Origin of the sequence: Photobacterium pectinilyticum (genome assembly GCF_024357955.1) — a bacterium.
In the GTDB taxonomy this organism is placed as follows: domain Bacteria; phylum Pseudomonadota; class Gammaproteobacteria; order Enterobacterales; family Vibrionaceae; genus Photobacterium; species Photobacterium pectinilyticum.
Window position 1 is genome coordinate 1 of sequence record NZ_JANEYT010000001.1, and the last position, 26,465, is coordinate 26,465.

21 protein-coding genes and 1 pseudogene are annotated in these 26,465 nt (G+C 47.2%); 10 read left to right on the plus strand and 12 right to left on the minus strand.

The genetic code is table 11. The features are described 5' to 3' along the window. Positions 1-248: 248 nt before the first annotated feature. The 4 genes from NHN17_RS00005 to NHN17_RS00020 form a co-directional block, all read right to left on the minus strand. On the minus strand, positions 249-1,247 hold the full coding sequence (locus NHN17_RS00005; RefSeq protein WP_255040036.1) for a hypothetical protein: 999 nt from the start codon (positions 1,245-1,247) through the stop codon (positions 249-251). Between the two features lie 291 nt (positions 1,248-1,538). After that, positions 1,539-1,832, minus strand: a complete 294-nt coding sequence (locus tag NHN17_RS00010) for a hypothetical protein (protein WP_255040037.1) — start codon at positions 1,830-1,832, stop codon at positions 1,539-1,541. 130 nt (positions 1,833-1,962) lie between these two features. Continuing rightward, the gene (locus NHN17_RS00015) at positions 1,963-2,214 is read right to left on the minus strand and encodes a hypothetical protein (RefSeq protein WP_255040038.1); all 252 of its coding nucleotides are present in this window, start codon (positions 2,212-2,214) and stop codon (positions 1,963-1,965) included. A gap of 431 nt (positions 2,215-2,645) precedes the next feature. Then, the gene (locus tag NHN17_RS00020) at positions 2,646-4,244 is read right to left on the minus strand and encodes a recombinase family protein (RefSeq protein WP_255040039.1); all 1,599 of its coding nucleotides are present in this window, start codon (positions 4,242-4,244) and stop codon (positions 2,646-2,648) included. A gap of 65 nt (positions 4,245-4,309) precedes the next feature. Between NHN17_RS00020 and NHN17_RS00025 the strand changes: the two are divergent. Together NHN17_RS00025 and NHN17_RS00030 are read left to right on the plus strand one after the other, a co-directional pair. Beyond that, positions 4,310-4,438: pseudogene (locus NHN17_RS00025) on the plus strand (short-chain dehydrogenase); the annotation flags it as partial. Between the two features lie 453 nt (positions 4,439-4,891). Continuing rightward, a complete protein-coding gene (locus NHN17_RS00030; protein ID WP_255040040.1) occupies positions 4,892-6,445 on the plus strand; it encodes a GGDEF domain-containing protein in 1,554 nt (517 codons plus the stop codon). On the opposite strand, the gene NHN17_RS00035 is transcribed toward NHN17_RS00030, so the two are convergent. The 5 genes from NHN17_RS00035 to NHN17_RS00055 all read right to left on the minus strand — a co-directional run bounded on the left by NHN17_RS00035 (position 6,442) and on the right by NHN17_RS00055 (position 13,647). After that, positions 6,442-8,430, minus strand: a complete 1,989-nt coding sequence (locus tag NHN17_RS00035) for a DNA topoisomerase III (RefSeq protein WP_255040041.1) — start codon at positions 8,428-8,430, stop codon at positions 6,442-6,444. The genes NHN17_RS00030 and NHN17_RS00035 overlap by 4 nt on opposite strands. Before the next feature lie 148 nt (positions 8,431-8,578). Beyond that, a complete protein-coding gene (gene mnmH, locus NHN17_RS00040) occupies positions 8,579-9,673 on the minus strand; it encodes a tRNA 2-selenouridine(34) synthase MnmH (protein WP_255040042.1) in 1,095 nt (364 codons plus the stop codon). 2 nt (positions 9,674-9,675) lie between these two features. Next, positions 9,676-10,716 (minus strand): selenide, water dikinase SelD, encoded by a 1,041-nt coding sequence (gene selD, locus NHN17_RS00045; RefSeq protein ID WP_255040044.1) that lies wholly within the window; start codon positions 10,714-10,716, stop codon positions 9,676-9,678. Positions 10,717-10,836: 120 nt separating this feature from the next. Then, positions 10,837-11,400 (minus strand): NAD(P)H nitroreductase, encoded by a 564-nt coding sequence (locus NHN17_RS00050; RefSeq protein WP_255040045.1) that lies wholly within the window; start codon positions 11,398-11,400, stop codon positions 10,837-10,839. Between the two features lie 234 nt (positions 11,401-11,634). Further along, complete coding sequence (locus NHN17_RS00055) at positions 11,635-13,647, minus strand: NADPH-dependent 2,4-dienoyl-CoA reductase (RefSeq protein WP_255040046.1); 2,013 nt, start codon at positions 13,645-13,647, stop codon at positions 11,635-11,637. Positions 13,648-13,956: 309 nt separating this feature from the next. On the opposite strand from NHN17_RS00055, the gene sppA reads away from it, so the two are divergent. The 3 genes from sppA to NHN17_RS00070 all read left to right on the plus strand — a co-directional run bounded on the left by sppA (position 13,957) and on the right by NHN17_RS00070 (position 17,705). Then, on the plus strand, positions 13,957-15,807 hold the full coding sequence (sppA, locus tag NHN17_RS00060; protein WP_255040047.1) for a signal peptide peptidase SppA: 1,851 nt from the start codon (positions 13,957-13,959) through the stop codon (positions 15,805-15,807). 89 nt (positions 15,808-15,896) lie between these two features. Further along, positions 15,897-16,907, plus strand: coding sequence for an asparaginase (ansA, locus tag NHN17_RS00065; RefSeq protein WP_255040048.1), 1,011 nt, complete (start codon positions 15,897-15,899; stop codon positions 16,905-16,907). 129 nt (positions 16,908-17,036) lie between these two features. Further along, positions 17,037-17,705, plus strand: coding sequence for a glutathione S-transferase family protein (locus NHN17_RS00070; protein WP_255040049.1), 669 nt, complete (start codon positions 17,037-17,039; stop codon positions 17,703-17,705). A gap of 20 nt (positions 17,706-17,725) precedes the next feature. Here NHN17_RS00070 and NHN17_RS00075 read toward each other — a convergent pair whose 3' ends face one another. Next, positions 17,726-18,034 (minus strand): YeaC family protein, encoded by a 309-nt coding sequence (locus NHN17_RS00075; RefSeq protein ID WP_255040050.1) that lies wholly within the window; start codon positions 18,032-18,034, stop codon positions 17,726-17,728. A 196-nt stretch (positions 18,035-18,230) separates the two neighbouring features. Here NHN17_RS00075 and NHN17_RS00080 point away from each other — a divergent pair, with 196 nt between their 5' ends. Then, positions 18,231-19,043 carry a DUF2989 domain-containing protein gene (locus tag NHN17_RS00080; protein WP_255040051.1) on the plus strand — a complete coding sequence of 271 codons (813 nt, stop codon included), beginning with the start codon at positions 18,231-18,233 and terminating at the stop codon, positions 19,041-19,043. A gap of 98 nt (positions 19,044-19,141) precedes the next feature. Here the strand turns inward: NHN17_RS00080 and msrB are convergent, their stop codons facing one another. Further along, positions 19,142-19,555, minus strand: coding sequence for a peptide-methionine (R)-S-oxide reductase MsrB (gene msrB, locus NHN17_RS00085; RefSeq protein ID WP_255040053.1), 414 nt, complete (start codon positions 19,553-19,555; stop codon positions 19,142-19,144). 347 nt (positions 19,556-19,902) lie between these two features. On the opposite strand from msrB, the gene gap reads away from it, so the two are divergent. Together gap and NHN17_RS00095 are read left to right on the plus strand one after the other, a co-directional pair. Then, positions 19,903-20,898, plus strand: coding sequence for a type I glyceraldehyde-3-phosphate dehydrogenase (gene gap, locus NHN17_RS00090; protein WP_255040054.1), 996 nt, complete (start codon positions 19,903-19,905; stop codon positions 20,896-20,898). A 361-nt stretch (positions 20,899-21,259) separates the two neighbouring features. Then, complete coding sequence (locus NHN17_RS00095; RefSeq protein ID WP_255040055.1) at positions 21,260-22,135, plus strand: D-hexose-6-phosphate mutarotase; 876 nt, start codon at positions 21,260-21,262, stop codon at positions 22,133-22,135. Between the two features lie 130 nt (positions 22,136-22,265). On the opposite strand, the gene NHN17_RS00100 is transcribed toward NHN17_RS00095, so the two are convergent. Further along, a complete protein-coding gene (locus NHN17_RS00100) occupies positions 22,266-22,646 on the minus strand; it encodes a VOC family protein (protein ID WP_255040056.1) in 381 nt (126 codons plus the stop codon). Between the two features lie 574 nt (positions 22,647-23,220). Between NHN17_RS00100 and NHN17_RS00105 the strand changes: the two genes are divergently transcribed. After that, positions 23,221-25,155 (plus strand): PrkA family serine protein kinase, encoded by a 1,935-nt coding sequence (locus NHN17_RS00105; RefSeq protein WP_255040057.1) that lies wholly within the window; start codon positions 23,221-23,223, stop codon positions 25,153-25,155. A 32-nt stretch (positions 25,156-25,187) separates the two neighbouring features. Further along, entirely contained in the window at positions 25,188-26,459 is a 1,272-nt protein-coding gene (locus NHN17_RS00110; RefSeq protein ID WP_255040058.1) for a YeaH/YhbH family protein, read from the plus strand. Positions 26,460-26,465: the final 6 nt, after the last annotated feature.

Here is a 26,465-nt window from a genome sequence, read left to right on the forward strand (position 1 = left end):
AGACCCTGATCTCGACGCTTTACTGCCCTGGAACTTCGCTCATTAATACTCGCCCCGTGGGATCATGGGGCGCATACTCTTGAACCTATAAGAATAAGTACCTTGAAAAAGGCGATCTAAAGATTCTAGAAGAAATTGATTGTAGTCAAACACCAAACATATTGAGCTGTGAAATGGGTATATACCGAGAATAAAAATGCCCTGCTTCTCTAAACAACGGTGGCAGGGCATTCTAATTTATTTAGGAATTAAGCTTCATCATCAAGACTAAATGGCAACTTTGTATTGGTGCCATCTAATACTTTTAATCTTGGTGTTGGTGAAATCATGCCATGTTCGATTGCACGATTCATGGTGTCTTCATCAACTTGTGCCCAACTATTACGAGAGTCAATCCAGTAGAATGATGGTGTATAAAAGTATGAGTTATCATCCATTGCTAAAGAGTTAAACACCTCGAATTGCCATGCACTAAAAACTTCGAAGTAATTAAGGCTTGTCCATACATAACTGAGTTTTGATTGATTTGTATCAACATCATAGCTTTGAACTAAACGGGAAGCACGGTCACTAACGAAGATCGCACATGAATTAAATAATTCACGATCTCTGTTGTTACGTACTGTGTCCATAATAGTAAAGCTACCAGTCGATAGTTTTGAGTGAATTTGTTCACATTTATCTAAATCAGTCCTAACAAAGAAGTCAGCATTTTCGTTGAATCTTCCAATAAAACCTGAAGTAGAATGCTCAAAGGTATGTTGATAGTGTTTTGTCGGGTATCCCAACGACTCTAAAGAGTTTTCCATAGCATTTAGGACATCGATATTGTTCTGATTTTTTACCTCATTCAAATCAAAACCATCTTCTAATGGAATAATTCGAATTACAGAAGGGTTTTTAACATTTCTAACCATCTTATCATCTACCGTTGTCGCAAACCCAGAAAGCAAACTGCTTCCCAAACTCGCTCCACTTAACAAGCTCATTGCAGTGAACGTTCCACTGGTGACGTTACTACGTCGAGCTAAACGGCTATGGTAATCGCCAGTGAACTCATCAAGGTTGTTCGGGTTTTTCGGTTCAATATTATAAGCCTTCATCATGATGTTCATTGCATCACTGTGGGACTCAGAATGTGTATGAGAAAACTGATTAGAGTATAAAAGATCGTCATGGTTTTTAACGCTTACACACCCTGTCAAAATAGTAGATGCAGCAGCAATAGCAATAAGTGACTTGTTCATTATGCACTTCCGTGTGATTCTAGCGATTATTAAAATTAATATGCTTATACATGCTCATGCATCTTTAAGCCATTGATTTTTTGTAACTATATATAAAAGTAAAAATTAGGGAAAATCAGCCAGCTTGATTTTAGCAAGACTGGACATCATCAATGCTAAGTCTAAGCTAATACATAATATAAAATTATGGCTAAACTTTATTATTGAAACTCACAATGGGGCATAAGTGAGCTTAACCGAACGATCAAGTTCACATGAAAACAAAAAGCCCTACAAGAGGGCTTTCACAGGTTATCTGTAATATTGCTTCCGTCGCTTAGAATTGTGCTTCCAGCATCTGGCTAGCTCATAGACATCCGAGCGGTAGTCATCCCACGGGTTCGCTAATGCCCTCCCCCTCGCTGCTCTGAGCTTGATGGGATAGTCTTTGCATTCCACTTGGTGCAAGAAGTAGTAGCTTTTCTCCTGCTTGGTCGAGAAATGCTTGAATATCCGGTTTCGGACTCTCGGGTACAGTGCCCACTCCGAATTATATCGGCTGTTGTACTCTTGCCGACCTCGGTATTGCCTTTTTAACTTTTTCATTGCCCCTCCAGGTTTACGTTACCTAGAAGGGATCCTCAGCGAAGTAGTTCATACCTATTCCTAAACCATCAACTAACAACTTATTTTTTTGTAAAGTAACAATCAATTAACACTAATCACTTTAAGCATTTCAGAGGGCTGTTTGCCGCCAGACATTTAGCCGGTCCTTTTCTATCTTACTCCTTCGGACTGATTCACGCTCAGCCTGGTCTTTTTCTAGCTTATCTTCTTCTTTTCGAATCCAAGTACCCAGCGTTGAACGAGGGAGGCCTATCTCATTAGCAAAATCTTTTTTTGTCAGAGTCTTATCCGATGCTTTCGCTGCATGCCATTCATTCAGATACTTTGCTTTCTCACTCTCGGTATATTTTTTTCCCATCATTCACAACTCAACAGAAAACATACTACCAAGGCTAGCATTGACTCCACCACACATCAATAAGTCATTGTTTTATAAGCACTCCTTATAATTTAACATATTTTACAACTCCCTTACAGCAACATTAGCCGTTAACCCCCCACTTCCAGGCTGGGAGTTGAACCCGCGTCCAAAAAAATACTAGGGACTCGTCGATGGGAAGATGGAACTGTGTATCCGCGGCTTGCGCTACCCGCCCGGGCAGATAGACTGAGGATAGGAGGGGTCACCAACGGGTGTCACGCCCTCTGCGGAGCTTGCACGGCGCTACTGCGTTGATTGCAAGGCATTTTTATATGATTAGTCACGCACCGAGCCAGCTCCACCCATCAATTATATGGAGCTCTACACCCGCCATGAAGCACGTATGTTCCGTACTAAGTCATTCACGTGTTTCAACCGTTATAAACCTTTCCTTTTGTTAGCTTCTCCTCCTGATATGGGTCATACCGTTTATTTGATGATTCAAAGCTTACGGAATACGGTTCAAAACCATCATTAAACACAAGCTTCGCCACAAAACTCCTTTTATGCCCTTTCGCCGATACCGGCCAAACCTTTATCTCATTAACAGCCCGTTGCATTAATTCTCGCACCTCTAACCTTGCTTCATAGTTCGAGGTATCAAGTGCGTCATCGGCTACTTTTTTCCATCGTTCACTGAGATCACCATCTACCTTAGCAACATTAATTTGCGCAAGTACCAACTTATCTTCTAGCTCTTTCTTAACAGCTTTACACTCATTGAGTTTCAGGCTTATTTGCGCAATATCGCCGTTCAGGCTTGCTAACTCAACTAGACGTTCAATTCTGCTTTCCGTGTCGGCTATTTGCTTGCTAAAGGTATGTATTTCATCATCCTTGGGCTTATTGACGCGGAACTTACTCATTCTCAAACGACTATGTTTCAGGATTTCCCTTTCAAGGTGAGCACCTGCACAAGTCCAACCTTTACAGTTTGTTTTCCTGTGGGTTTTCCCTAGGCAGTTATAGGTTATGTTGCCATGGCGATTTCTATAACTACCTATAGGTGCTCCACAAAGCGCGCATTTAGCCACTCCAATACCTGTGATGAAGTTAACATGCTTATCTGAACCTCTAGGCCTTTTACGAGACTGCCTAGCATCAACTAACCGGAAGTACTCCATTTCAGAAAGCACCGATGGATAGTAATTAGCAAGGGTATGTTCCTGCCCATCAATGGTGATCGTTCGTTCTCCCATCAACGAACGATTTTGGTGAATCTTAGTAATACTGGCATACGTCCACCCCTCATTCTTTTTACTCTTACGAGTGGTTGGTGGTTGAAAATTGGCATTAAGATAATCGAGAATACGTCCAGTGCCATAGCCGTCGAAAATCATCTTGCATACATGTTTGGCGATGTCGAAGTAAACTTCATGCTCTTTGACCTCACGTGTTACCGGGTCAACCGAACACCACCAAACATGTGTTCCAACCGATTGAATTGCGTATGCCAGACCATTTTCAGAACGTCCCCCCTTCTGATGCTCTGCAATTAGCTTTAAAGCATTTCCTTTCGTTCGGTTGGATTTATGCAGGCTCTCATTATGAGCGCGCTCAAGGTAGACCATACTAAGCAATATATCGGTAAAGTCAGAATTACCCTCACCATAAAGCTTGTCATCAATAGCTGAATAAACTCGGATACCACTTTCAATCAGCTTTAAAAACAAGCTCTGGGCTGCAACAATATTTTGCCGAGACAATCGGTCTAGGCTAAACAAAGCCAATATTGAACCAGGCTTCACCTGCCCTGTTTTCACTCCATCAATGAAACGCCCAAGTGCGCCATCAAGATGCTCACCGTGGTAGGCTGACTTACCATCATCAACAAAGCTTTCACTCGATATAGGCAAATCGTACTTTTGAGATAGCTCCTCTAGCTTAATTGCTTCTTTCTGCTGTGCTAAGCCCGTTCCCTTTTTTTGCTTAGCGCTTGATATTCGGCTGTAACTATAAATCTTTGGCATCCTTAAACTCCTTTAGATGATCCATTTACAGCTACTCTATATCACTAGGTGCATACTTTCTGTGACTTGGCGGACCCAATGCCCTAATCGATACTCAGGCATCCGCCGCAGGTCTGAAAAAAGTCATCGATAACCTCACCCCATCCGATTCGGGTTTGTTTATGGATTATCAGGGTAACTATTTGCCGTGGTAAACGATTAACCTTGGTAACCGTGATGTGCCTTGGTAACCATTATTGCAACGACTTAGCCCCATCCCACTTCTACAATACCCTCTTACTTTTAGCTGGCTGAGCAATTAGCCAGTTACACCTATCCGTGTAGTTCGTCGCATTTTCGTCAACCAATCGTTAGAAAAGCGCTAATTTGCTATACCCATAAGCCTTTTATCGTAAAAAATTCGTAACAATAGTACGTCACAAGCTGCATTTACGACTTCACTCAACCAAAAACTATACCGGATACACAACAACTGGAGTTCCTTGGGAGCTGCAGTGTGGTAATGACACGAATTAATATCAACTATTTGGGAAGGTCACTTGGCGCAAGGTTCACACATTCAAGACTTTTACGATCGGGTGATCTCCCTTTCAGGAAAGTCACACGGTTTAAGGGCAACCTGTGAACAAATTTGCAGGAACCTACTGTTGAGCTTTTCCGTGCAAGATGCCACCTTGGTCGTCGTAGACGGCTCTGAATGGAAAATACTGCTAACCGTAGATAATGCAGGGATCAATTACCAATCCCCACCAATTGAATACCAAGAAACCAAGATATTTCCATTTGATCAGGTCACTCAAGCCGTGCGGTTACAAGTGGCTACTATTCGCGAGCTAAACAATACCTACCGCCTTTATCTCCCCTTAGAAAGGCGTTCGACGATCATCGGCTGCTTCATTGCCGATTTTCCCCAAAATAGGGTATCCAAACAATTTAAAGCCAAGGACTTCAGCTTTCTGGGTGTTTTACTTGCCTCTGAACTCAGTACCTCGATGACTGATGCCATCATCCAAGATAAGCACAGCAGCTGGCGTATTGCTGAGCGGGAGCTCAAGATTCGTCAGCACGAACAGCACAGCTTGCAGAAACAGCTCCAAGCCCTGCATGACATCTCATTCAGGCTATGGCGTGCCGACTCGCTCAACAGCATGCTCTTTACTGCTGTTGATGAAGCAAAAAAGCAACTCAACATCGACAGGATGGCGATATTCCTGTTCAAACCTGGCAACCGAATGCAAGGTACTTATGGTACCGACGTTCATGGGAATACAGTCAATGAGCATTATTTTGAGACGGAAATTCCTGACCTGTGGTTTTCGGTAAATCCACTACAGAAAAACGAAGAATACTTAGCAATTGAGGAAAACACCCCGTTGTACCATAACCTCATGGTGGTCGGATTCGGCTGGAGTGCCTATATAACTTTGTGGGATGAAGATACGCCGATTGGCTGGATAGCCTGTGATAACTTACTCAGTGGGATGCCGCTGCCGACCCATTTGCACCAGTTACTCAAGCAATTTGCCTTCATTGTCTCCCAACACTTGGTCAGACGCCAAGCTGAAGAGAAACTTATCCAGCTCAATACCGAACTGGAGCTAAGAGTAGCCGAGCGAACCCAAGCTTTGCAGCAGGCCAACGAAAAACTAGAAAAAGTCTCCCGCGAAGACTCACTAACTCAAGTGGCCAATCGCCGTCAGTTTGATGAACGTTTTTTTGATGAGTGGCGACGGGCCGAACGACATAGCCTACCAATTTCGCTACTGATTATTGATGTCGACCACTTCAAGGACTATAACGATAGCTTCGGCCATGCTGCGGGCGATCAGTGCTTAAAAATGATTGCTGCGACGCTGGCCCCTTTAGAGCGACGGGCAGGCGCGCTTTTTGCCCGCTACGGCGGCGAAGAGTTTGTCTTGCTACTGCCTGGCCAAGACCAACATGCGGCGCAATATGCGGCCGAACGGGCACTGGAAGCCATCAGGGAGCTCGCTCTACCGAGGAGAACACAAAATAGCGACACTACCGACATTGTCACCATCAGTATTGGCGGATGCACTCTCACGCCTTCGGACAATAATTCAGCCGATACCTTCTTCAAACTCGCCGATAATGCACTATATGAAGCCAAATCCTGCGGCCGTAATCAGCTATTCATGAATAACTACATTAACGATTTTAATCACGAGTTACTTCCCTAGTCCGTTTTTTTCGGAGCACGACGACGAGGGGAACGTACTTTACCAGAAGAAGAGCTTCTCGTTGGCGACTTACCGCTACCTTTGCTATAACGGCGCTTCTTAAATGGTTCTGGTGACTTCAAGTCACGTAGGCTCTGGGGAACCTCACTGGTTTTCACCTTTTCCATCAATTGTGTGACCTGCACTTCCAGCGCATCCATGAAAGGCTTGTAAGCGCACTTTTTATCGGCCATATCCTGCAACTGGTGCTCCCAGTGTGCCGTCATATCCGGATAAGTCGCCTCATTTGGCAAGGCATAGATCAAGCCTTTGCCCGCCTCTGTCGCGTGGATGCTTTTGCCTTGGCGCATCAATAGCTGCCTTTTAAACAGAATATCGAGGATCCCGGCTCGGGTAGCTTCCGTACCCAAGCCATCGGTATCGCGAAGAATTTTTTTCAACGAACTGTCAGAGACAAAGCGGGCGATCCCCGTCATCGCCTGTAACAAGGTTGCTTCAGTAAAGGCTTTTGGCGGTTCGGTCATCTTGTCCAGGATCTCACCATCACGACAGGTTAGTACCGTTCCCTTTTCAAGCGGGGGGACTTTATCAGCCAAATCGGCCTCTTTATCTGTCGGTTCATCCCGCCCCAGTAATGCACGCCATCCAGCTGACATCAACTGTCGACCGCGCGCAACAAACAACCCACCAGCTATCGTGAACTCCAACTTGGCTTCGCTGTATATCGCAGCCGGGTAAAACTGCATCAAGTATTGCCTTGCGATCAGCTGATATACCTTCTGCTCACCGCCACTTAGGCTCGCGCTATTGACTGATTTAGGGGTCGGAATAATCGCGTGGTGGGCATCGACTTTTTTATCATTCCAGGCTTTTGATTTCAGGCTGGTATCGGCCCCTTCAACCGCATTCAATAGTTTGCTATCGGTGTTAGCAATCGCTTGGCAAACATCCCCGGCCTGCTTGAAATGATCCATTGGCAGATAGCGGCTATCAGAACGTGGATATGTGATAACTTTGTGCTTCTCATACAATGACTGACATGTTGCTAGGACATCAGCCGCACTCATACCAAAACGCTTAGCGGCATCAATCTGAAGGGCCGACAATGAATACGGTAAAGGCGGTGCCTGACGGGTTTCCTTGCGCTCGGACGCTGTGACTTCTGCTGGCTGGCCTTTTATTCGGCTGACCACGTTTTCACAAAGCTTGCGGTTGAGTATCCGGCCATCTTCATCCTGCCAAGGCTTGCACGATTCACTCGGTTTCCACCTCGCACGGATCTCCTGCTGCTGGTATGGGATCAAGGCAAAAAGCTCATAGAAGGGTTTAGGTATGAAGTTGGCAATATCATCATCGCGACGGGTAACCAAGCCCAGTACCGGCGTTTGTACTCGGCCAACAGATAGCACCCCTCGGTAACCTCCTTTTTGGCCAAGCAACGTATAAGCACGAGTCATGTTCATGCCATACAGCCAGTCGGCACGGGAGCGGGCCAGTGCCGATACTGACAGCGGAATAAAATCGCGGTTGCTACGCAGTTTCCCCAGCGCACGCTTCACTGCGGCAGGGTTGAGATCGGAAATCAATAGCCGCTGCATCGCCGCTTTTTTTCCTTGGGCTAAATTGACGTAGTCAATCACCTCATCCACTAACAGTTGGCCTTCTCTATCCGGGTCACCCGCGTGGATCACTTCCCCAGCTTGCTTGCAGAGCTTCCTTACCACTCCCAACTGCTTCTTGGCTGTTTTACGGGGCGTCAACAGCCACTGCTGCGGCACTATCGGCAAGTCGAGGATATTCCACTTTTTGTATTTCTCGTCATACGCATCCGGCTCGACTTGTTCGAGTAAATGGCCGATACACCAAGTGACGATATCACCGTTGCCCGCTTCAATATAACCGTCATGGTTCTTGTGGGGCCGAGGTAACACGGCGGCAATGGCACGCCCGAGGCTGGGCTTTTCTGCAATATATAGACGAGACATAGTTGGAATTCAGTTGAATAACGTTGGCAAGTATTGGCTGAACTATAAGAAAAAACTGCGGTGAGAACAAGAAAATACTGGATATAGATACAGGTTGACGTTGTGAAAAAATAGCCCAGTCACTGGTGCTGGGCTTGTACTTATGAGCTTAAGCGCAATTTTCTGCCAACCAAGCTTTAACATCGGCATATTCGCCACGATAGGCAATGCGCTCTGCCTTCTTGCTTAGCTGGTAGGTGTACATCGGATCGTAATACTGCTCGAGCAGCAAGCTAAGCCAGTCATAATGACCTGACAGTTCACCACTGGACTGCATGACCTTAATAGCCTGCTGCTGTACCAGTAGCAACTTCTCGTAGCGCTGGTAGCCAAGGCGCTTGCGGATACTGAACATACCGTGCTCAAGGTACTGGGTAAAACGCTCCCAGCCCTCTTGCTCGCCGAATTCAGTACAGAAATCACGTTGCATCTTAACCACGTAGTCGTCCAGCAATCGTTCCAGTCGGACATCGAGTGGATCATCAACAATCGCTATCGGTGCAGCCTTCATCGCCTGGACAATAGGCAAAGGCACGCCGACCGATCCGATGATCTTCCCTTCATCTTCATAGACAAAGTGCGACACGCCCGCTGCTTGCTTCTTAAGCATGGATATCGCCAGCACATTTTCGAAATTAATCTGGGTACGCTGAGCTGATACATAGCGGCCAAATGACGAACCACGATGATTTGCTGCGCCTTCCAAATCGATCCCATTGGCAAGCTCATTGACCATGATCGTCTTGCCACAACCAGTATTACCACCAATCAAGGTCATCGGTTTGGTGGCTACATCATCGATAGTCTCGATCAAGAAGCGTCGCAGCGCCTTGTAGCCACCCTCGATAAACGGATAATCAATACCCGCTTCTTTCAGCCACTGCTGGGTAATACGCGAACGTAAACCGCCGCGGAAGCAATACAGATAGCCGTTTGGGTTAGCCTCACAAAATGCTTTCCACTGCGCGACTCGCTCGGCTTTAACCTCGCCGTTGATCAATTCATGGCCGAGGGCAATCGCCGCTTCCTGACCTTGTTCTTTGTAACATGTCCCTACCGCTTTACGCTCTTCGTCCAGCATCAAAGGGAGGTTACGGGAAGAAGGATAAGCACCTTGTACAAACTCCACCGGCGCACGCATATCCATCAGCGGCGTATCGTTGATTAACAACTGGCGGAAATCTTGGCAATTAGGGCGAGACATACTTAGCAAATCTCAATCAGTACAGTGTCATCGGCTGCAGCTGCAACCAGCTCGCCAATAGCATTGAGTTCAATGTCATGTTGCTGTGCCAAGGCTTTGACCTCGGCCTCCGCATTAGGTGCGACAGCTAATAGCAGACCACCAGATGTCTGGGGATCGCAAAGCAAGGCTTTTTGCTGATCGGTCATCCCCCCCAAACGGTGGCCGTAACTAGCAAAATTGCGCCCGGTGCCACCTGGTACACAGCCTTGCTCAATATAATCAAATACGCCCGGAAGGCTCGGTACCTGTGCAAAATCAAGCTTGGCTTTCAGACCGCTACCTTCACAAATTTCATTGAGGTGCCCCATCAAGCCAAAGCCAGTCACGTCAGTCATGGCTTTCACGCCTTCTACGTTAGCAAAATCAACACCGGGTTTGTTCAATTGACACATCCAGTCACGAGCCAAACCACGGTGTTCATCAAGCAACTTGGATTTTTTCTCTGCGGTTGTCAGCACACCAATACCAAGTGGCTTGGTCAAATAAAGCTGACAGCCCGCTTCCGCTTGGTTGTTACGCTTGACGCGATCAGTATCGACAATACCGGTTACCGCCAAGCCGAAAATAGGCTCCGGTGCATCAATCGAATGGCCGCCCGCCAATGAAATTCCTGCTTCACGGCAAACGGCACGCCCACCTTCAATCACCTGCTGAGCAATTTCTGGCGCCAATACATTGATCGGCCAACCAAGGATAGCAATAGCCATGATAGGTTTACCGCCCATGGCGTAGATATCGCTAATTGCATTGGTTGCCGCAATACGGCCAAAGTCATACGGATCATCAACGATAGGCATAAAGAAGTCCGTGGTACTGACCACTGCCGTACCATTGCCGAGATCGTATACCGCGGCATCATCCTTACTTTCATTACCCACTAGCAGATTAGGGTCGGCAAACGGAGCGAACTGCGTTCGTAGAATAGTATCAAGAACTTGAGGAGATATTTTACAACCACATCCTGCTCCGTGGCTGTATTGGGTTAGGCGAACACTTTCCATGACACGCTCCGGTAAATTGACAAGAGCAATAAATTCTACTCCTGCTGCCAGATCCTGTCATCAACCTGGATCAAAAAGGGGAAACCTATTGGCTTCCCCTTTCAATCAATATAATAGCGGCTATAGGTATTCAACAAATTGGCTGAGATCCCGCCCCGGCGCTTTAGCATCACGGCATCCCGGGGTCCCCAGGTACAGAAAACCGACAATCATATCATCACCCTGTACCCCCAAAGCCTGCCTCACAACAGCATGATAGGCCCATTTACCGGTACGCCAAAATCCGGCAAAGCCCTGAGCGACCGCCGCTAGTTGCATCGCCTGTACCGCGCATCCTGCCGATAAATGCTGTTCAATCACTGGCACCTTGTCATGCTCAGAGACTTTAGCAACTACCGTTATGACCATCGGTGCTCTGAAAGGGGCTTTACTCGCTTTTTGCAAGGTAAGTTCATCAGCCCCCTCACTATTCGCGGCTTCAACAAAGATATCGGCAAGCTTTTGTCGACTGTCGCCTTGAACACCACCCTCATGAGACACAATGAACCGCCAAGGCGTCAGACCGGCATGGTCCGGTGCTCGCAGTCCTGCACGGAGAATGGCGTCCAATGCTTCTCCCTGTGGCGCGGGTGCCACCATTTTGGGCAGCGACCGACGGTTGAGCAATAAGGTAAGTGCGTCCATAACAACCTCGTAAAAATCAGTAGTCACAATAGACGGTAGCATAGTTTGTTCAAACTAAATCCATTAAGAATGAATGGGCTATTGGCAACTCAAGACAACAAAGGGGGGATCTGTACGAGTGTCAATGCAATATGTACATTTCAGAAAAAGCGCTGGGTACGCTTTTCTCGGTACCCAACTTCTTTTGCTGTTCCTATTGCCCCGAGCCTATGGCCGCTCTTGCCAAACGGGTTCCTACAACTTCGCCGCCAACTCAACACCTTGGCGGATCACCCGTTTGGCGTCAACCTCACCAGCGACATCAGCGCCACCAATCACATGGACATTGATGTTCTTGGCCTTGAGCGCATCAGAGAGCTCATCGACAGACGTCTGCCCAGCACACAGTACAATATGATCGGCATCCAATACCCGCGATTGGCCTTCGACAGTAATGTGCAACCCTTCATCATCAACCTTCTCGTAGCCCACCCCACTGAGCAGCTCAACCCCGCGCTTTTCCAACACTTTCTTGTGGATCCAACCCGTGGTTTTACCCGGCCCTTTACCCATTTTGCCCGGACGACGCTGCATCAACCACACCTGTCGCTGGCTTACATACTCTTCATGGGGATACAAACCACCAGCATGCTCAATCGACTTGTCAATTCCCCAGTCTTTCAGCCAGTCGTCCAAGTTTTGGTGCTCAGGCTCTGTCAGCATCGTAGACACATCAACACCGATCCCACCAGCACCAATCACAGCCACTCGCGAACCCAACTCTACCTTGTCTCGGATCAGGGTTTGGTAATCAATCACCTTCTCATGGTCAATACCCGGAATAGGAGGACGGCGTGGTTGAACACCTGTCGCGACAATTACTTCATCATATCCGCTCAGTTCATCAACCGAAGCCGCTTGCCCTAACTTCACATTCACGCCAGTTTGCTCAAGACGACGACTGAAGTAACGGATTGTTTCCTTGAATTCTTCCTTACCCGGGATCTGCATCGCAAGATTGAACTGTCCGCCAAGGTGATCATTCTTCTCGAACAAGTCGACGTCAAAGCCCCGTTCGGCAGCAGCAACTGCCGTCGCCATGCCAGCAGGCCCTGCTCCGACAATCGCAATACGTCGCTGACCCGCTGTCGGAGACAATACCAATTCCGTTTCGTAGCACGCCTGCGGGTTAACCAAACAACTGGCCCGCTTACCAACAAACACGTGATCCAAACAGGCTTGATTGCAACCAATACAAGTGTTGATGTCATCCGCCCTGTCTTGTTCAGCTTTCACCACAAAATCCGGATCAGCAAGGAACGGCCTAGCCATCGACACCATATCGGCTTGGTTACTAGATAAAATGTCTTCGGCCACCTGCGGAGTATTAATCCGGTTACAGGTCACCAAAGGAATCGAAATTTCAGACTTAAGCTTTTCTGTCACCCACGCGAAGGCCGCTCTTGGCACTTGGGTAGCAATAGTTGGGATCCTTGCCTCGTGCCAGCCAATCCCGGTATTAAGGATCGTCACACCAGCTTGTTCTAGTTGCTTAGCAAGCAACACCACTTCTTCATGGGTACTGCCCTGCTCGACCAAATCGAGCATCGACAAGCGGAAAACAATGATGAAGTCACGGCCAACCCGGGCGCGAACCGCTTTGACCAATTCAAGCGGGAAACGCATGCGGTTTTCATAACTCCCGCCCCACTCATCATAGCGATGGTTCGAACGCTTACAGATAAACTGGTTGACTAGGTACCCTTCCGACCCCATCAACTCAACCCCGTCATACCCCGCCTCTCGAGCCAGCTCTGAACTGCGGGCAAAGGCCTCTATGGTTTTTTTAATTTGTCGGGTACTCATTTCCTTGGGCGTAAATTTTGAAATAGGCGCCTTAATTGCCGACGCACTGACGGCAAAAGGATGCATGGCATAACGACCGGCATGGAGCAATTGCAAGGCTATTTTCCCACCCTCTTGATGCACGGCATCGGTGATCACCCGGTGCGCCCTGGCGGCGCGACCCGAACTGAACTCGGCACTTAGCGGGTGAAGACGACCGCGAAAATTCGGAGAGAAACCGCCGGTAACAATGAGCCCGACACCGCCCTTGGCCCTGGCAGCGTAGAAAGCAGCTAGTTTTTTGAATCCATCGCGGGATTCTTCCAGGCCAGTATGCATCGATCCCATCAACACACGATTACGCAATTGAGTGAAACCAAGTTCTAGCGGCGCTAACAGATGAGGGTAAGATTTATCGTCCATGGCTTCCATTCTTTATATAGTTATGGTCTGACCAGTATACGAATCAGGCAAACATATTTCAAACAATCGTTTACATAAACGCAACAATATATTGATTTGGATCTAACTATTCGTAAAAATAATGCATCGACATATTGATCGATAACTATCCTGCATTTGTTTAGCTAAACGGTTCACCCAATACGATTAATTACTGTAATTACTTGATTACTCGGTTAGCATAGAACTAAACCATTATTATTACGTCCAATCTTATATAAATTGCGAAACAAGCAGGCCAAAGGCCATTGCGAAAAATCAGGAACCTTCATGAAAGTGATCTTTAAAGGAATTGGAAAACTCTTCCGTTGGGTATGGAAACTAATCAGCTTTACTCGTCAGCTGATCATCAACCTACTTTTCCTCATTATCATCGGTGCGCTTTTCTTTGCCTTTACCGAAAGCGGTAAAGAACCAGAGTTACCGGAGCAGGCAGCATTAGTCTTAGACCTTTCAGGGCCGATCGTCGAACAGCGTACCAATACAAGCCCGTTAGATAGCCTCACCAGCAGTGCCTTTGGTAATGAGCAGACACAAGAAAACGTGTTATTCGACATTGTCGACACCCTGCGTACCGCAGCCACTGACGAGCGTATTACTGGACTGGTCCTCAATCTCCGTGATATGCAAGAGACTAACCTGACCAAACTCCGCTATATCGCCAAGGCGCTAAAGGAGTTCAAGCAATCAGGCAAACCGGTTTATGCCATTGGCGATCATTACAAGCAAAGCCAGTACTACCTGTCGAGCTTCGCCGATAAAGTTTTCATGTCACCTGATGGCGGTGTGATGTTAACCGGTTACGGCAGCTATACCCTTTACTACAAGACTCTGTTCGAGAAACTGGACGTCAATACCCATGTCTTCCGTGTTGGCACCTACAAATCCTTTGTCGAACCTTACACTTTGGACGGCATGTCTGACGAAGCCCGAGAGGCAAACACCGCATGGCTCAACCAGCTTTGGGGCGCTTACACTTCTGACGTTGCCAGTAACCGCCAGATTGAAGCCAGCACACTGACACCTGAACTTGATCAGTTTGTAACCGAGCTGAAAAGTGTCGACGGTGACTTTGCTCAACTAAGCAAAAAAATGGGCTTAATCGATGAACTCGTCAACCGTCCGCAGCTTCGCCAGCAACTCGTCAACGCCTTTGGCGAAAACGACGACCACAGCTTCAATCAGATCAGTTACTACGATTACCAGCCTACAATTGGTGATATCCAGCTGCCGAGCGACAACCAAATTGCTGTTGTGGTAGCCAGTGGTGCCATCATGGATGGCACCCAACAGAGAGGCAACGTCGGTGGTGACACTACGGCAGCCCTGCTGCGTGAAGCCCGCCTTGATGACAAGGTTAAATCTGTAATTCTTCGTGTCGATAGCCCAGGAGGCAGTGCCTTTGCCTCGGAAGTGATCCGCAACGAAGTTGATGCACTAAAAGCGGCTGGCAAACCTGTTGTGGTCTCGATGTCGAGTGTCGCAGCATCTGGTGGTTACTGGATTTCGGCCTCTGCTGACAAAATCATGGCCCAACCAACCACGATCACCGGTTCGATCGGCATTTTTGCCATCCTGACCACTTTCGAGAAAGGATTGGAAAAAATGGGGATCTACAGCGATGGTGTTGGCACGACCCCATTCTCGGGCGTCGGGGTTACCCGCGAGTTACCGCAGGGCATTGCTGACATCTTCCAGCTTGGTATCGAAAATGGATACCAGCGTTTCATCGGTTTGGTTAGCCAATACCGCGATATGACTCTTGAGCAAGCAGATAGCGTTGCACAAGGTCGAGTGTGGACAGGTAAAGATGCCCTTGCCCTTGGCTTAGTTGACGAGCTTGGAGACTTTGATGATGCCATCGCCAGTGCCGCTGAACTGGCGACGCTAGGGGACGACTACGAGGTTCGTTGGATGGCCAAGCCATTGAGTACTGCAGAGATGTTCATACAGCAATTCAGCTCTGAAGTTAAGGTATTCTTCCACCAACTGGTGTGGGGTGAGCTGCCTGAAGCAATGCAACCTGTCACACAAAAAGTAGTAACAGATCTCTCCACCCTTGGTAACTTCAACGATCCAAAAGGGCAATATTCCTTCTGCGTAAACTGCCCAGAACTATAAAAGTGAGATCAGCCCGGCGTCACCGGGCTTTTTTTACGCTACATACACCGTATAATGCGCCCACCAAACCGATAATTCTGTACCTTCATATGGAAAGAAAACACATTTACATCGCCTACACTGGCGGCACAATTGGTATGCAGAAGTCAGACCATGGCTACGTACCCATTGCTGGTTTTATGGAACAGCAACTGGAAAGCATGCCAGAATTCCATCGTGCAGAAATGCCAAAGTTCACCATCCACGAATACGATCCCCTTATCGACTCGTCGGATATGACGCCAGCGGATTGGCAGCGCATTGCTGATGATATTAAAGCGAACTACGACAAGTACGACGGTTTTGTGATCTTGCATGGTACGGATACCATGGCATACACCGCCTCAGCCTTGTCTTTCATGTTCGAAAACCTCGACAAGCCAGTGATTGTCACCGGATCGCAAATTCCGCTTGCGGAGCTGCGCTCTGACGGCCAGAGCAACCTGCTCAACGCCCTTCACGTCGCGGCAAACTACCCGATCAATGAAGTTACTGTGTTCTTCAATAACAAACTGATCCGCGGTAACCGCAGTACGAAAGCCCACGCTGACGGATTCGGTGCCTTTATTTCACCTAACCTACCACCGTTGCTGGAAGCGGGTATCAACATTCAAACCAATAATGTTGAAATCGACAAGCAGCCAGATGGGCCATTCAAGGTTCATAACATCACACCTCAACCGATTGGCGTGATCACCATGTATCCGGGGATCTCACCAGAGGTGATCCGCAATACCCTCCGCCAACCAGTCAATGCCATGATCCTACTGACATTTGGTGTAGGTAATGCCCCGCAAAACAAAGAATTGCTGGATCAGCTAAAAGAAGCGAGCGAGCGTGGTGTTATCGTGATGAACCTTACCCAATGTCTGTCAGGCAAGGTCAATATGGGCGGCTATGCAACAGGCTGTGCCCTTGCCGATGCCGGTGTCCTCAGTGGATATGACATGACACCAGAAGCCGCACTGGCCAAGCTACATTTCCTTCTGAGCCAAAATCTACCAGTAGAAAACGTACGCAGTCTAATGCAACAAGATTTACGAGGCGAGCTAACGCTCTAATCCTCAATATCGCGGCAAGATGAATATAAACGGCAACCATTGGCTGCCGTTTTTTCTAGTTCTTCCCGCATAAACAGCAACTCGGCTACACTTTGACTATTCCTGTCAGTGAAAGGCCGTACGTACATTATGATCCTACATGGTTCCTCGATTTCACCTTTTGTCAGAAAAATCATGCTGGCCCTTGCTTATAAAGGGATCACCTATGAGCTGCAGCCCCTCAATCCCTATGTCGAAAAAGAACTGGCCCAAAAGCGCCATCCGCTGGGAAAAGTCCCCATATTGGACGTTGAGCAACACAGCATCATGGACTCCACGGTTATTGCCCATTACCTAGATGACCAATACCCTATTCCGCCGTTGTACCCCGGAGATGCCATCACCAGAGCCAAAATCCGTTGGTTGGAAGAGTACGCCGATACCCGCCTTACCTCGCTCATTGGCGGAGTGCTGTTCTACCAAAAAATACTCAGGGGAAAGATGCTCGATAAAGATGTCGATGAAGAAGCCGTTGAGCAATGTCTCGAAATCCACCTACCAAGAGCCATACAATACCTAGAAGAGCAACTGCCAGAACAGGATTACATCGGTGAGCACTTGTCGATGGCTGAAATAAGCTTGTGGAGCGTACTACGAAGTGGCTGGATGGCAGGGCTGAGATTTTCGCATTACCCGCGCTTAGATAGCTACCTCTCACGTATTGAGCAAGAGCCTTGGGTTGCTAATCTGGTTGGCGAAGAAGACCACGAGCTATCTGGCTTCTATTGCCCGCCCGTGGTACTCGCTAGCATCAAATAGTGTAGCTTGGTAGCGACACCTCAAAGTTCGTCGTGGTCAAAACGAACAATATCATCTGCCGTCATTTCAGCGGTTGAGGCATTGTCGCCTGCAAATTCCTTTTTCAGCTCTGCCTTCGATTTAAATTTTATCTCTCCCCCTTTCTCAACCGTCATGTGGGCAGCATCGGCATTATGACGCGACTGATATAACATTACCGCTTGCATTGAAGAGTCACGCTGTTCAGGAGTCAGGGAGCTACCGTCTGGCCACTTACCAATTTCAACCGCAGTGGCTAGCCGTTGGTAAACCTCTGGGGTCATAGCATTAAGCAAAGTTTCAAGATCCATTGCGTTTCACTTTTTCCATTTAATATTGTTGTTGCCCGCAGTAATAACAGTTTCTATTAAAGCTCGCCAAGGATACGTCGATAAACTGCTTGGGGGATCACACTGCTGAAAACCAGCGGCCCGCCGCAATCTTTTATCTCTTTTTTGATAAACTCGTAAATTAAAGCCACCTTTGCCGAAGTCCTTGAAAACTATAATGAGAAAAGCCACATTAAAACTTACCCTACTGCTGGCCAGTGCTGTACTCCTTAGTGGCTGCTTTGAACGCCACCGCTCGACAGACAGCTTATGTCAGGCCGAGCCACAGCTTTGTGCCGATACCAACCTCAATGATGGCCAGTGTCGCCTGCAACGGGTCAGCCTCATTTGGCAGCGATACGATGTGCAAAAAGATCCAACCGACAAAAATAAATTCAAAGAACTGCAATACACCTACGATTACCAAAAGTGCCTGGAATATGCCGCCCGTATCGAGCCTACGGAATTGAAAGAGCGTAAAACCCACCGCACCCAAGCAATGCTCAGTGCTTACGCCTCGATCGACCGACTCAACACTGAGCTTGCCACATCGAACGATCCTGAGATCCTCTATTTTCGCTGGAGCCAAGGAAATAAAGAGGCGTTGCGGAAATTCTTGAGACTCGAAGGATCTTCAGCAATGGAAACGCCAGAGATGCAATTGGCACTAGCCACCTTCTATACATCGAAGGATCAGGAGAAAACCATTGGCCTACTCAAGCGAGCGCTTGAGCTCTATGCTCGTAAGCCGAAGATAAAACCAGAAATCCTCCAAGGCCTGGCCACGTTATCCCATCAACAAGGCGCTAGGGAACAAGCCTACCTTTGGGCCAAAGTCGGTGAAGCGTTAGCGATGCCGGTTGCCAAACAAGACAAATTAAATGCGTTCTATCCGATGAGCGACGAGCGACGTAATGAATTGAATGGCCAGGCAGAGATGATAGCCCGAGCACTTTATGACGGTGACTTCAACGCCAGCATGGCCGAGTAGCACCATTCAGCAGAGAGGCTATTAGGCATTACTCAAAGGCGCCCCGTGTAGAATGCAGGGCGTCACGATGAGCATAGGCATGAATACCCGCCTAACGGCTACTCGTCCTGTTGTTCGGGATCCTCATTCTCGTTTTTAAAAATTAAAGATACCGAATTAACACAATACCGCTCCCCGGTGGTTTTTGGCCCATCTGGAAATACATGGCCAAGGTGGCTATCACACTGAGCACAGCGGATCTCAATCCGGTGCATCCCATGGCTGTTATCTTCAATATATCGAATCACATCACGCTCAGCCGGCGCATCAAAACTCGGCCAGCCACAACCGGAGTCATATTTATTGCTCGAGTGGAACAATGGGGCCTGACAACAAGTACAGCTATACACACCCGTTTCACGGTTGTGCAGTAACTTACCCGAGAAAGGCGCCTCCGTTCCTTGCTCCCGACAGATGCGATACTGCTCTTCCGACAGTTTATCACGCCAATAAGAGTCTGATTTAACTGACATTACATTCCCTTCATTGAATTTTAACGTTATCTATCTGAAAAATGGTTGCCATTTACGTCAACTGTGGCACATACTTTCTGCTCGAAAGGATTTTACATCTTCACTGCTCATTTAAGCATATTTTGGGTGGGCTTCGTGTTGATATTAAAAGTTAATAACAGCAATGATTGATATTCATACAACATCTGTACGAATTTGCAGCGTTGTAGTTGGAATGTAAAAAAGATCCGAACTTTTTTTTGACCTCACGCAATTTAAGTTCGTTTTTCACTTGCAGGGTCACGTTATATTCTGTAATTTTACTACCAGTTATCTTTCATTAGAAATTAAGTTGTGGAGCAACTGTAATGACTATCAAAGTAGGTATTAACGGTTTTGGCCGTATTGGACGTTTTGTTTTCCGTGCTTCTGTAGAGCGTAACGACATCGAAGTTGTTGGTATCAACGACCTAATCGACGTTGAGTACATGGCTTACATGCTTAAGTACGATTCAACTCACGGCCGCTTCAACGGTACTGTTGAAGTTGAAGGTGGTAACCTAATCGTTAACGGCAAAACAGTTCGCGTAACTGCAGAGCGTAATCCAGCTGACCTTAAGTGGGATGCAATCGGTGTTGACGTTGTTGCTGAAGCAACAGGTATTTTCCTAACTGACGAAACTGCTCGTCAGCACATCACAGCTGGTGCGAAGAAAGTAGTTCTTACTGGTCCATCTAAAGACGCAACTCCAATGTTCGTTATGGGTGTTAACCAAGACTCTTACGCTGGTCAAGACATCGTTTCTAACGCTTCTTGTACTACGAACTGCCTAGCGCCAATCGCTAAAGTTCTTAACGACAAGTGGGGCATCGAATCTGGTCTTATGACTACTGTTCACGCTACTACTGCTACTCAGAAGACTGTTGACGGTCCTTCTGCTAAAGACTGGCGCGGTGGTCGTGGTGCTTCTCAGAACATCATCCCATCTTCAACTGGTGCTGCTAAAGCTGTAGGCGTTGTTCTTCCAGAACTAAACGGCAAGCTAACTGGTATGGCTTTCCGCGTACCAACTGCTAATGTTTCTGTAGTTGACCTAACAGTTAACCTTAAAGAAGCTGCTTCTTACGACGAAATCTGTGCTGCTATGAAAGCTGCTTCAGAAGGCGAAATGGCTGGCGTTCTTGGTTACACTGAAGATCAAGTTGTTTCTCAAGACTTCATCGGTGAAGTTCAGACTTCAGTATTCGATGCTAAAGCTGGTGTTGCTCTGACTGACAAATTCGTTAAAGTTGTATCTTGGTACGACAACGAAATCGGTTACTCAAACAAAGTTCTAGACCTAATCGCTCACATTTCTAAGTAATGTAAGCTTTTAGCTAGATAATAAAAGGCGACGCTACGGTGTCGCCTTTTTTGTATCTGGCTTTATACAAAAGCCGATATCAATATCTGATCAGTATTTGCTGGTTACAGCCGTAGATCTCAGTGCTAGACATCAGAGTCACTCATTACGGTACTCAACCTTGATAACAACTTATTAAGCTTGGTCTTCGTGTCTCCCAGCTTAGAAGCAGTAAACACCAGCTAAAAAATAATTACATATTTAACAAATAAGTTTTAACATGGATTGTTAATTTTCAAATAAAAAGAAGTATATAAATAACTGTTACTTTCACGTCAAAGTGGCAATTATTTATACATTGCTACAACTAAAGGATAGTCTGATGGATTTCAATACTCTTCCAGCAGTAGCAGCCTTATCGGATGCTGTTACCATCTGTGAATACCAAGGGATCAAGATAGTAAGAATCAACCATGCCCAAGCAGAAGCCGGGATTTCCCTTCATGGTGGCCACCTGATTTGGTTTAAACCACAAGGTGAAGAAGACGTTATTTGGCTGAGCGAAAAAGCTGAATTTGATACCACCAAGGCAATCCGTGGTGGTATTCCTGTCTGCTGGCCTTGGTTTGGCAAAGCAGCAGCACCATCACACGGTTTCGCCCGTAACAGTGAATGGACTCTTCAGGAGCACCGTGAAAATGACAGCGGTGTTATTGTCGCCCTGACGCTGTCCGACTCAGAAGCAACCCGCGCTATCTGGCCGCACAAATTCCACAATGTGCTGACCTTCGAAATCGGTACAACCCTAAAAGTCTCGCTAACCTCAACCAATACGGATGATACGGCGTGGAGCTTCTCAGGTGCACTGCACACTTATTTCAGTGTCGCAAATATCCATGATATCCACGTAACCCAGATGGGCAACGAGTATGCTGACAGTACCCAAGGCGGTCAAATTTGCCAAGGCGGCGAGCAGCTGAGCTTTGAAGGTGAAGTGGATCGTGTCTATACCCAACCAGAGCCAACGGTAATGATCCACGACGGTAATAGCCGTAAAATTGCCGTCACTAACAGCGGCCACAATGCCGCGGTGATCTGGAATCCGTGGCAAGCGCTGTCAGAAAGCATGGGGGATATGGCAAACAACAGCTTTGAAACCATGGTATGTGTTGAGTCAACCATCCACAACAGCCAGAGCATAACCCTAGCGCCCGGTGAAGTGCATACACTTACCACGGAAGTCAGTGTAAAACGCTAACAACCTTTGCGGGGCTACCGCGTAAGATCAGCATATTGAATACCTGTACGGCAGTTTGCCGTCAGGTATCTTTTCATCCTCACCAACGTGAGATCAAATGGCTTTAATCCCTTTAAGCTGCTCTGATACATCAAGCTAGCATCTGCGAGTTAGCCTCAATAAGTACCCAGCCATTGCCATCAGGATCGGCAAAGGTCGCAAAACGCCCCCCAATCAAAGTTACAATCTCTGATAATGACACACCTCGGCTTGAAAGCTCATCATACGTCGAGTGGATATCATCTGTCTGCACCACCAGCCCCTGCACAGATCCGGCTTTCATCCCTCCAAAGGGCATCACCAAACTGATCGTGGTCTCAGCTCCTTTCGGTGCAAGTTGGATCCAACGCTTATGCTTATCTGCTTGGTGATCACGTATCAGCTCGAAACCCAGTGCATCACGATAAAACGTCAATGACTCGCTTTGATCAGACACAGGGATCGAAACAGTATCAACACGAGAAATACTCATTAAATAGGCTCCCCCCAAATATCGGCATTTTTTTAGCTTAAGCCAGAGTTTTTGATTTAGCTCTCAAAATAACTCCGGATCGCAAATTTTTGACACTCAAGCTAGACCAAAACATCATTACATAATTACTTTGATTTCCCGCGTATTTGCAAAAATCAGCCTTGCAAATTAGTGATTTTGCAAAAAAGCCATCATGCACTAGCCAGAGCATCATTTGTTACCCGTTGGGAGCGATGAAAACCTTTACATTCAGTAAATAACTCTGCTCTGGAAATAAATTTCATCATTTATGACTGTCTATTTTGACAAGCATGGGGAGTCACAATACATCAACATTTTCGTGATTTTTTTTAAACAAGACCTCTTGCAGAACCTGATTTATAGGAGGATAGTAAACAAATGAGCAAAATTTATTCAGCTTGTAAGGAACACCGAAAAAGGAAATTTAGTTTATAAACCAACAACTCAGTCAAGCACTTTAATCAGTTAGGTCTAGTCTTAAGATATGGGGGATGTGAAAGATTTGTGTTTTCGTCCTTTCTAATTGATTAAAGAACGATTCAGGGGGCATACCATGAGTATTTTTGACCACTATCGTCAACGCTATGAAGAATCCAAGGATGAAGAGCTTTCATTGCAAGAGTTCCTTGAGATCTGCCGTAACGATCGAAGCGCTTATGTCAACGCAGCAGAACGTCTGTTGATGGCTATTGGCGAACCCGAGATGATTGACACCGCTCAAGATCCGCGCTTGAGCCGCCTTTTCTCCAACCGTGTAATTTCCCGCTATAAAACCTTTGAAGATTTTTATGGCATGGAAGAAGCGATTGAGCAGATCGTTTCCTATCTAAAACATGCCGCGCAGGGCTTAGAAGAACGTAAACAGATCCTCTATCTATTAGGTCCTGTCGGTGGGGGTAAATCATCACTGGCTGAAAAACTGAAAAGCCTAATGCAGAAGGTACCCGTTTATGTGCTGACAGCCAATGGCGAGAGCAGCCCGGTAAACGACCATCCATTCTGTCTATTCGATAAAACTGAAGATGGAGATATCCTCAAGAAAGAATACGGTATCCCAGAGCGCTACCTCAACAATATCATGTCGCCTTGGGCTGCTAAGCGCCTGCATGAATTTGGTGGCGATATTACAAAATTCAAAGTTGTGAAAGTACGTCCATCCATTCTTGATCAGGTTGGTATCGCCAAAACTGAACCAGGCGATGAAAACAACCAAGATATCTCCTCGCTGGTGGGTAAAGTTGATATTCGTCAACTTGAACATTTTGCCCAAGACGACCCAGATGCCTATAGCTACTCAGGTGCACTGTGTAAGGCTAACCAGGGCTTGATGGAATTCGTCGAGATGTTCAAGGCGCCATTGAAAGTTCTTCACCCGCTGCTAACCGCAACACAGGAAGGTAACTACAACGGTACCGAAGGCCTTTCAGCCCTACCTTTCGACGGCATTATCTTGGCTCACTCGAATGAATCCGAGTGGCAGACGTTCCGTAATAACAAGAACAACGAAGCCTTCTTGGACCGCGTCTATATTGTGAAGGTTCCGTATTGCTTACGCGTTTCAGAAGAAATTCGCATCTACGAAAAACTCCTGCAAAGTAGTGAACTATCAGCAGCACCTTGCTCGCCAAGCACGCTGGAAATTCTGGCCCGCTTCACAGTGCTTTCTCGCCTGAAAGAGCCTGAGAACTCGAGTCTGTACTCGAAAATGCGAGTCTATGACGGCGAAACACTCAAAGATACCGACCCGAAAGCCAAGTCTTATCAGGAATACCGAGACTACGCCGGTGTCGATGAAGGGATGGCCGGACTATCAACCCGTTTCGCATTCAAGATCCTATCTCGCGTGTTCAACTTCGATCATTCTGAAGTGGCGGCCAACCCTGTTCACCTATTCTATGTACTTGAGCAACAGATTGAGCGTGAGCAGTTCCCACAAGAGCTGGCAGAAAAGTACCTTGAGTTCCTTAAAGGCTACCTAACGCCGAAATACGTTGAGTTTATCGGTAAAGAAATTCAAACCGCCTACCTCGAGTCGTACTCTGAGTACGGCCAGAATATCTTTGACCGCTATGTCAGCTATGCCGACTTCTGGATCCAGGATCAGGAATACCGAGACCCAGAAACTGGCCAGCTGTTTGACCGCTCGGCATTGAACAACGAACTGGAGAAAATAGAGAAGCCTGCCGGGATCAGCAACCCGAAAGATTTCCGAAACGAAATCGTCAACTTCGTGCTCCGTGCCCGTGCCAGTAACGCAGGTAAGAATCCGAACTGGACCAGCTACGAGAAGCTACGCACGGTTATTGAGAAGAAAATGTTCTCGAACACAGAAGAGTTACTTCCAGTTATTTCATTCAATGCCAAAACATCAACGGATGAGCAGAAGAAACACGACGACTTCGTTGCTCGTATGATGGAGAAAGGCTATACCCGCAAACAGGTCCGCCTACTTTCTGAGTGGTACCTACGCGTTCGTAAGTCTTCATAAACTGAGTGGTTTGATGAATAAGGGGAGAGCTTATGGCGCATTTTATAGACCGCAGGCTCAACGGTAAAAACAAAAGCACGGTAAACCGTCAGCGTTTCCTGCGCCGTCACAAGCAACAGATTAAAGAATCTATTGCTGACGCGGTAAATAAACGCTCGATTACCGATGTGGAAAGCGGTGAGGATATTTCTATTCCAAGCCGTGACATCCGCGAGCCAAGCTTTCACCAAGGCCGTGGTGGACAACGTGAAGTTGTCCACCCGGGCAATGACCAGTTCAGCCCCGGTGACCGCATTGAACGCCCCCAAGGAGGGGGCGGACAAGGTGGAGCCGGTGAAGGACAGGCCAGCCCCGATGGTGAGGGCCAGGATGAATTCGTGTTCCAAATCTCCAAAGACGAATATCTCGATTTACTCTTTGAAGATTTAGAGCTGCCAAACCTTGAGAAAAATCAGCTCAACAAAATTGTTGAATGGAAAACGTTTCGCTCGGGCTTCAAGTCGTCCGGCGTACCGGCCAATATTGCCATTGTAAAATCGCTCCAGAATTCTCTGGCTCGACGTACCGCAATGACCGCCGCTAAGCGTCGCCAGCTTCGTGAGCTTGAGAAAACACTGGATCTGTTAATGAATACCGAACCAGCCCAACCTTTCGAGGAAGAGCGGGTGAAAAATGAGATCCAGGGGCTACGTCAGAAAATTAGCAGCGTACCGTTCATTGATACCTTTGATCTACGCTACAAAAACTACGAACGTCGGCCACAGCCTAGCAGCCAAGCGGTTATGTTCTGTTTGATGGATGTTTCAGGTTCAATGGATCAGGCAACCAAAGATATCGCCAAGCGCTTTTATATCTTGCTGTACCTGTTCCTTAACCGGACCTATAAGAATGTCGATGTGGTATTTATTCGCCACCACACACAGGCCAAAGAGGTGGATGAACATGAGTTCTTCTACTCTCAAGAGACTGGGGGAACCATAGTGTCGAGTGCACTGAGGTTGATGAATGATATCGTGAAGAAACGCTACTCCCCTGCCGAGTGGAACATCTACGCGGCCCAAGCATCGGATGGGGATAATTGGGCAGATGATTCACCGGGCTGCCGTGAGCTATTGGACAAGGAACTCTTGCCAGTAACCCGTTACTACTCATACATCGAAATTACACGCCGGGCACACCAAACACTATGGCGGGAATATGAGGCGCTACATGCCAGCCACAGTAACTTTGCGATGCAGAACATAAGGAGCGTGGAAGACATTTTCCCTGTATTCCGGGAGCTTTTTAAAAAGCAAGTCAGTTAACGTCGC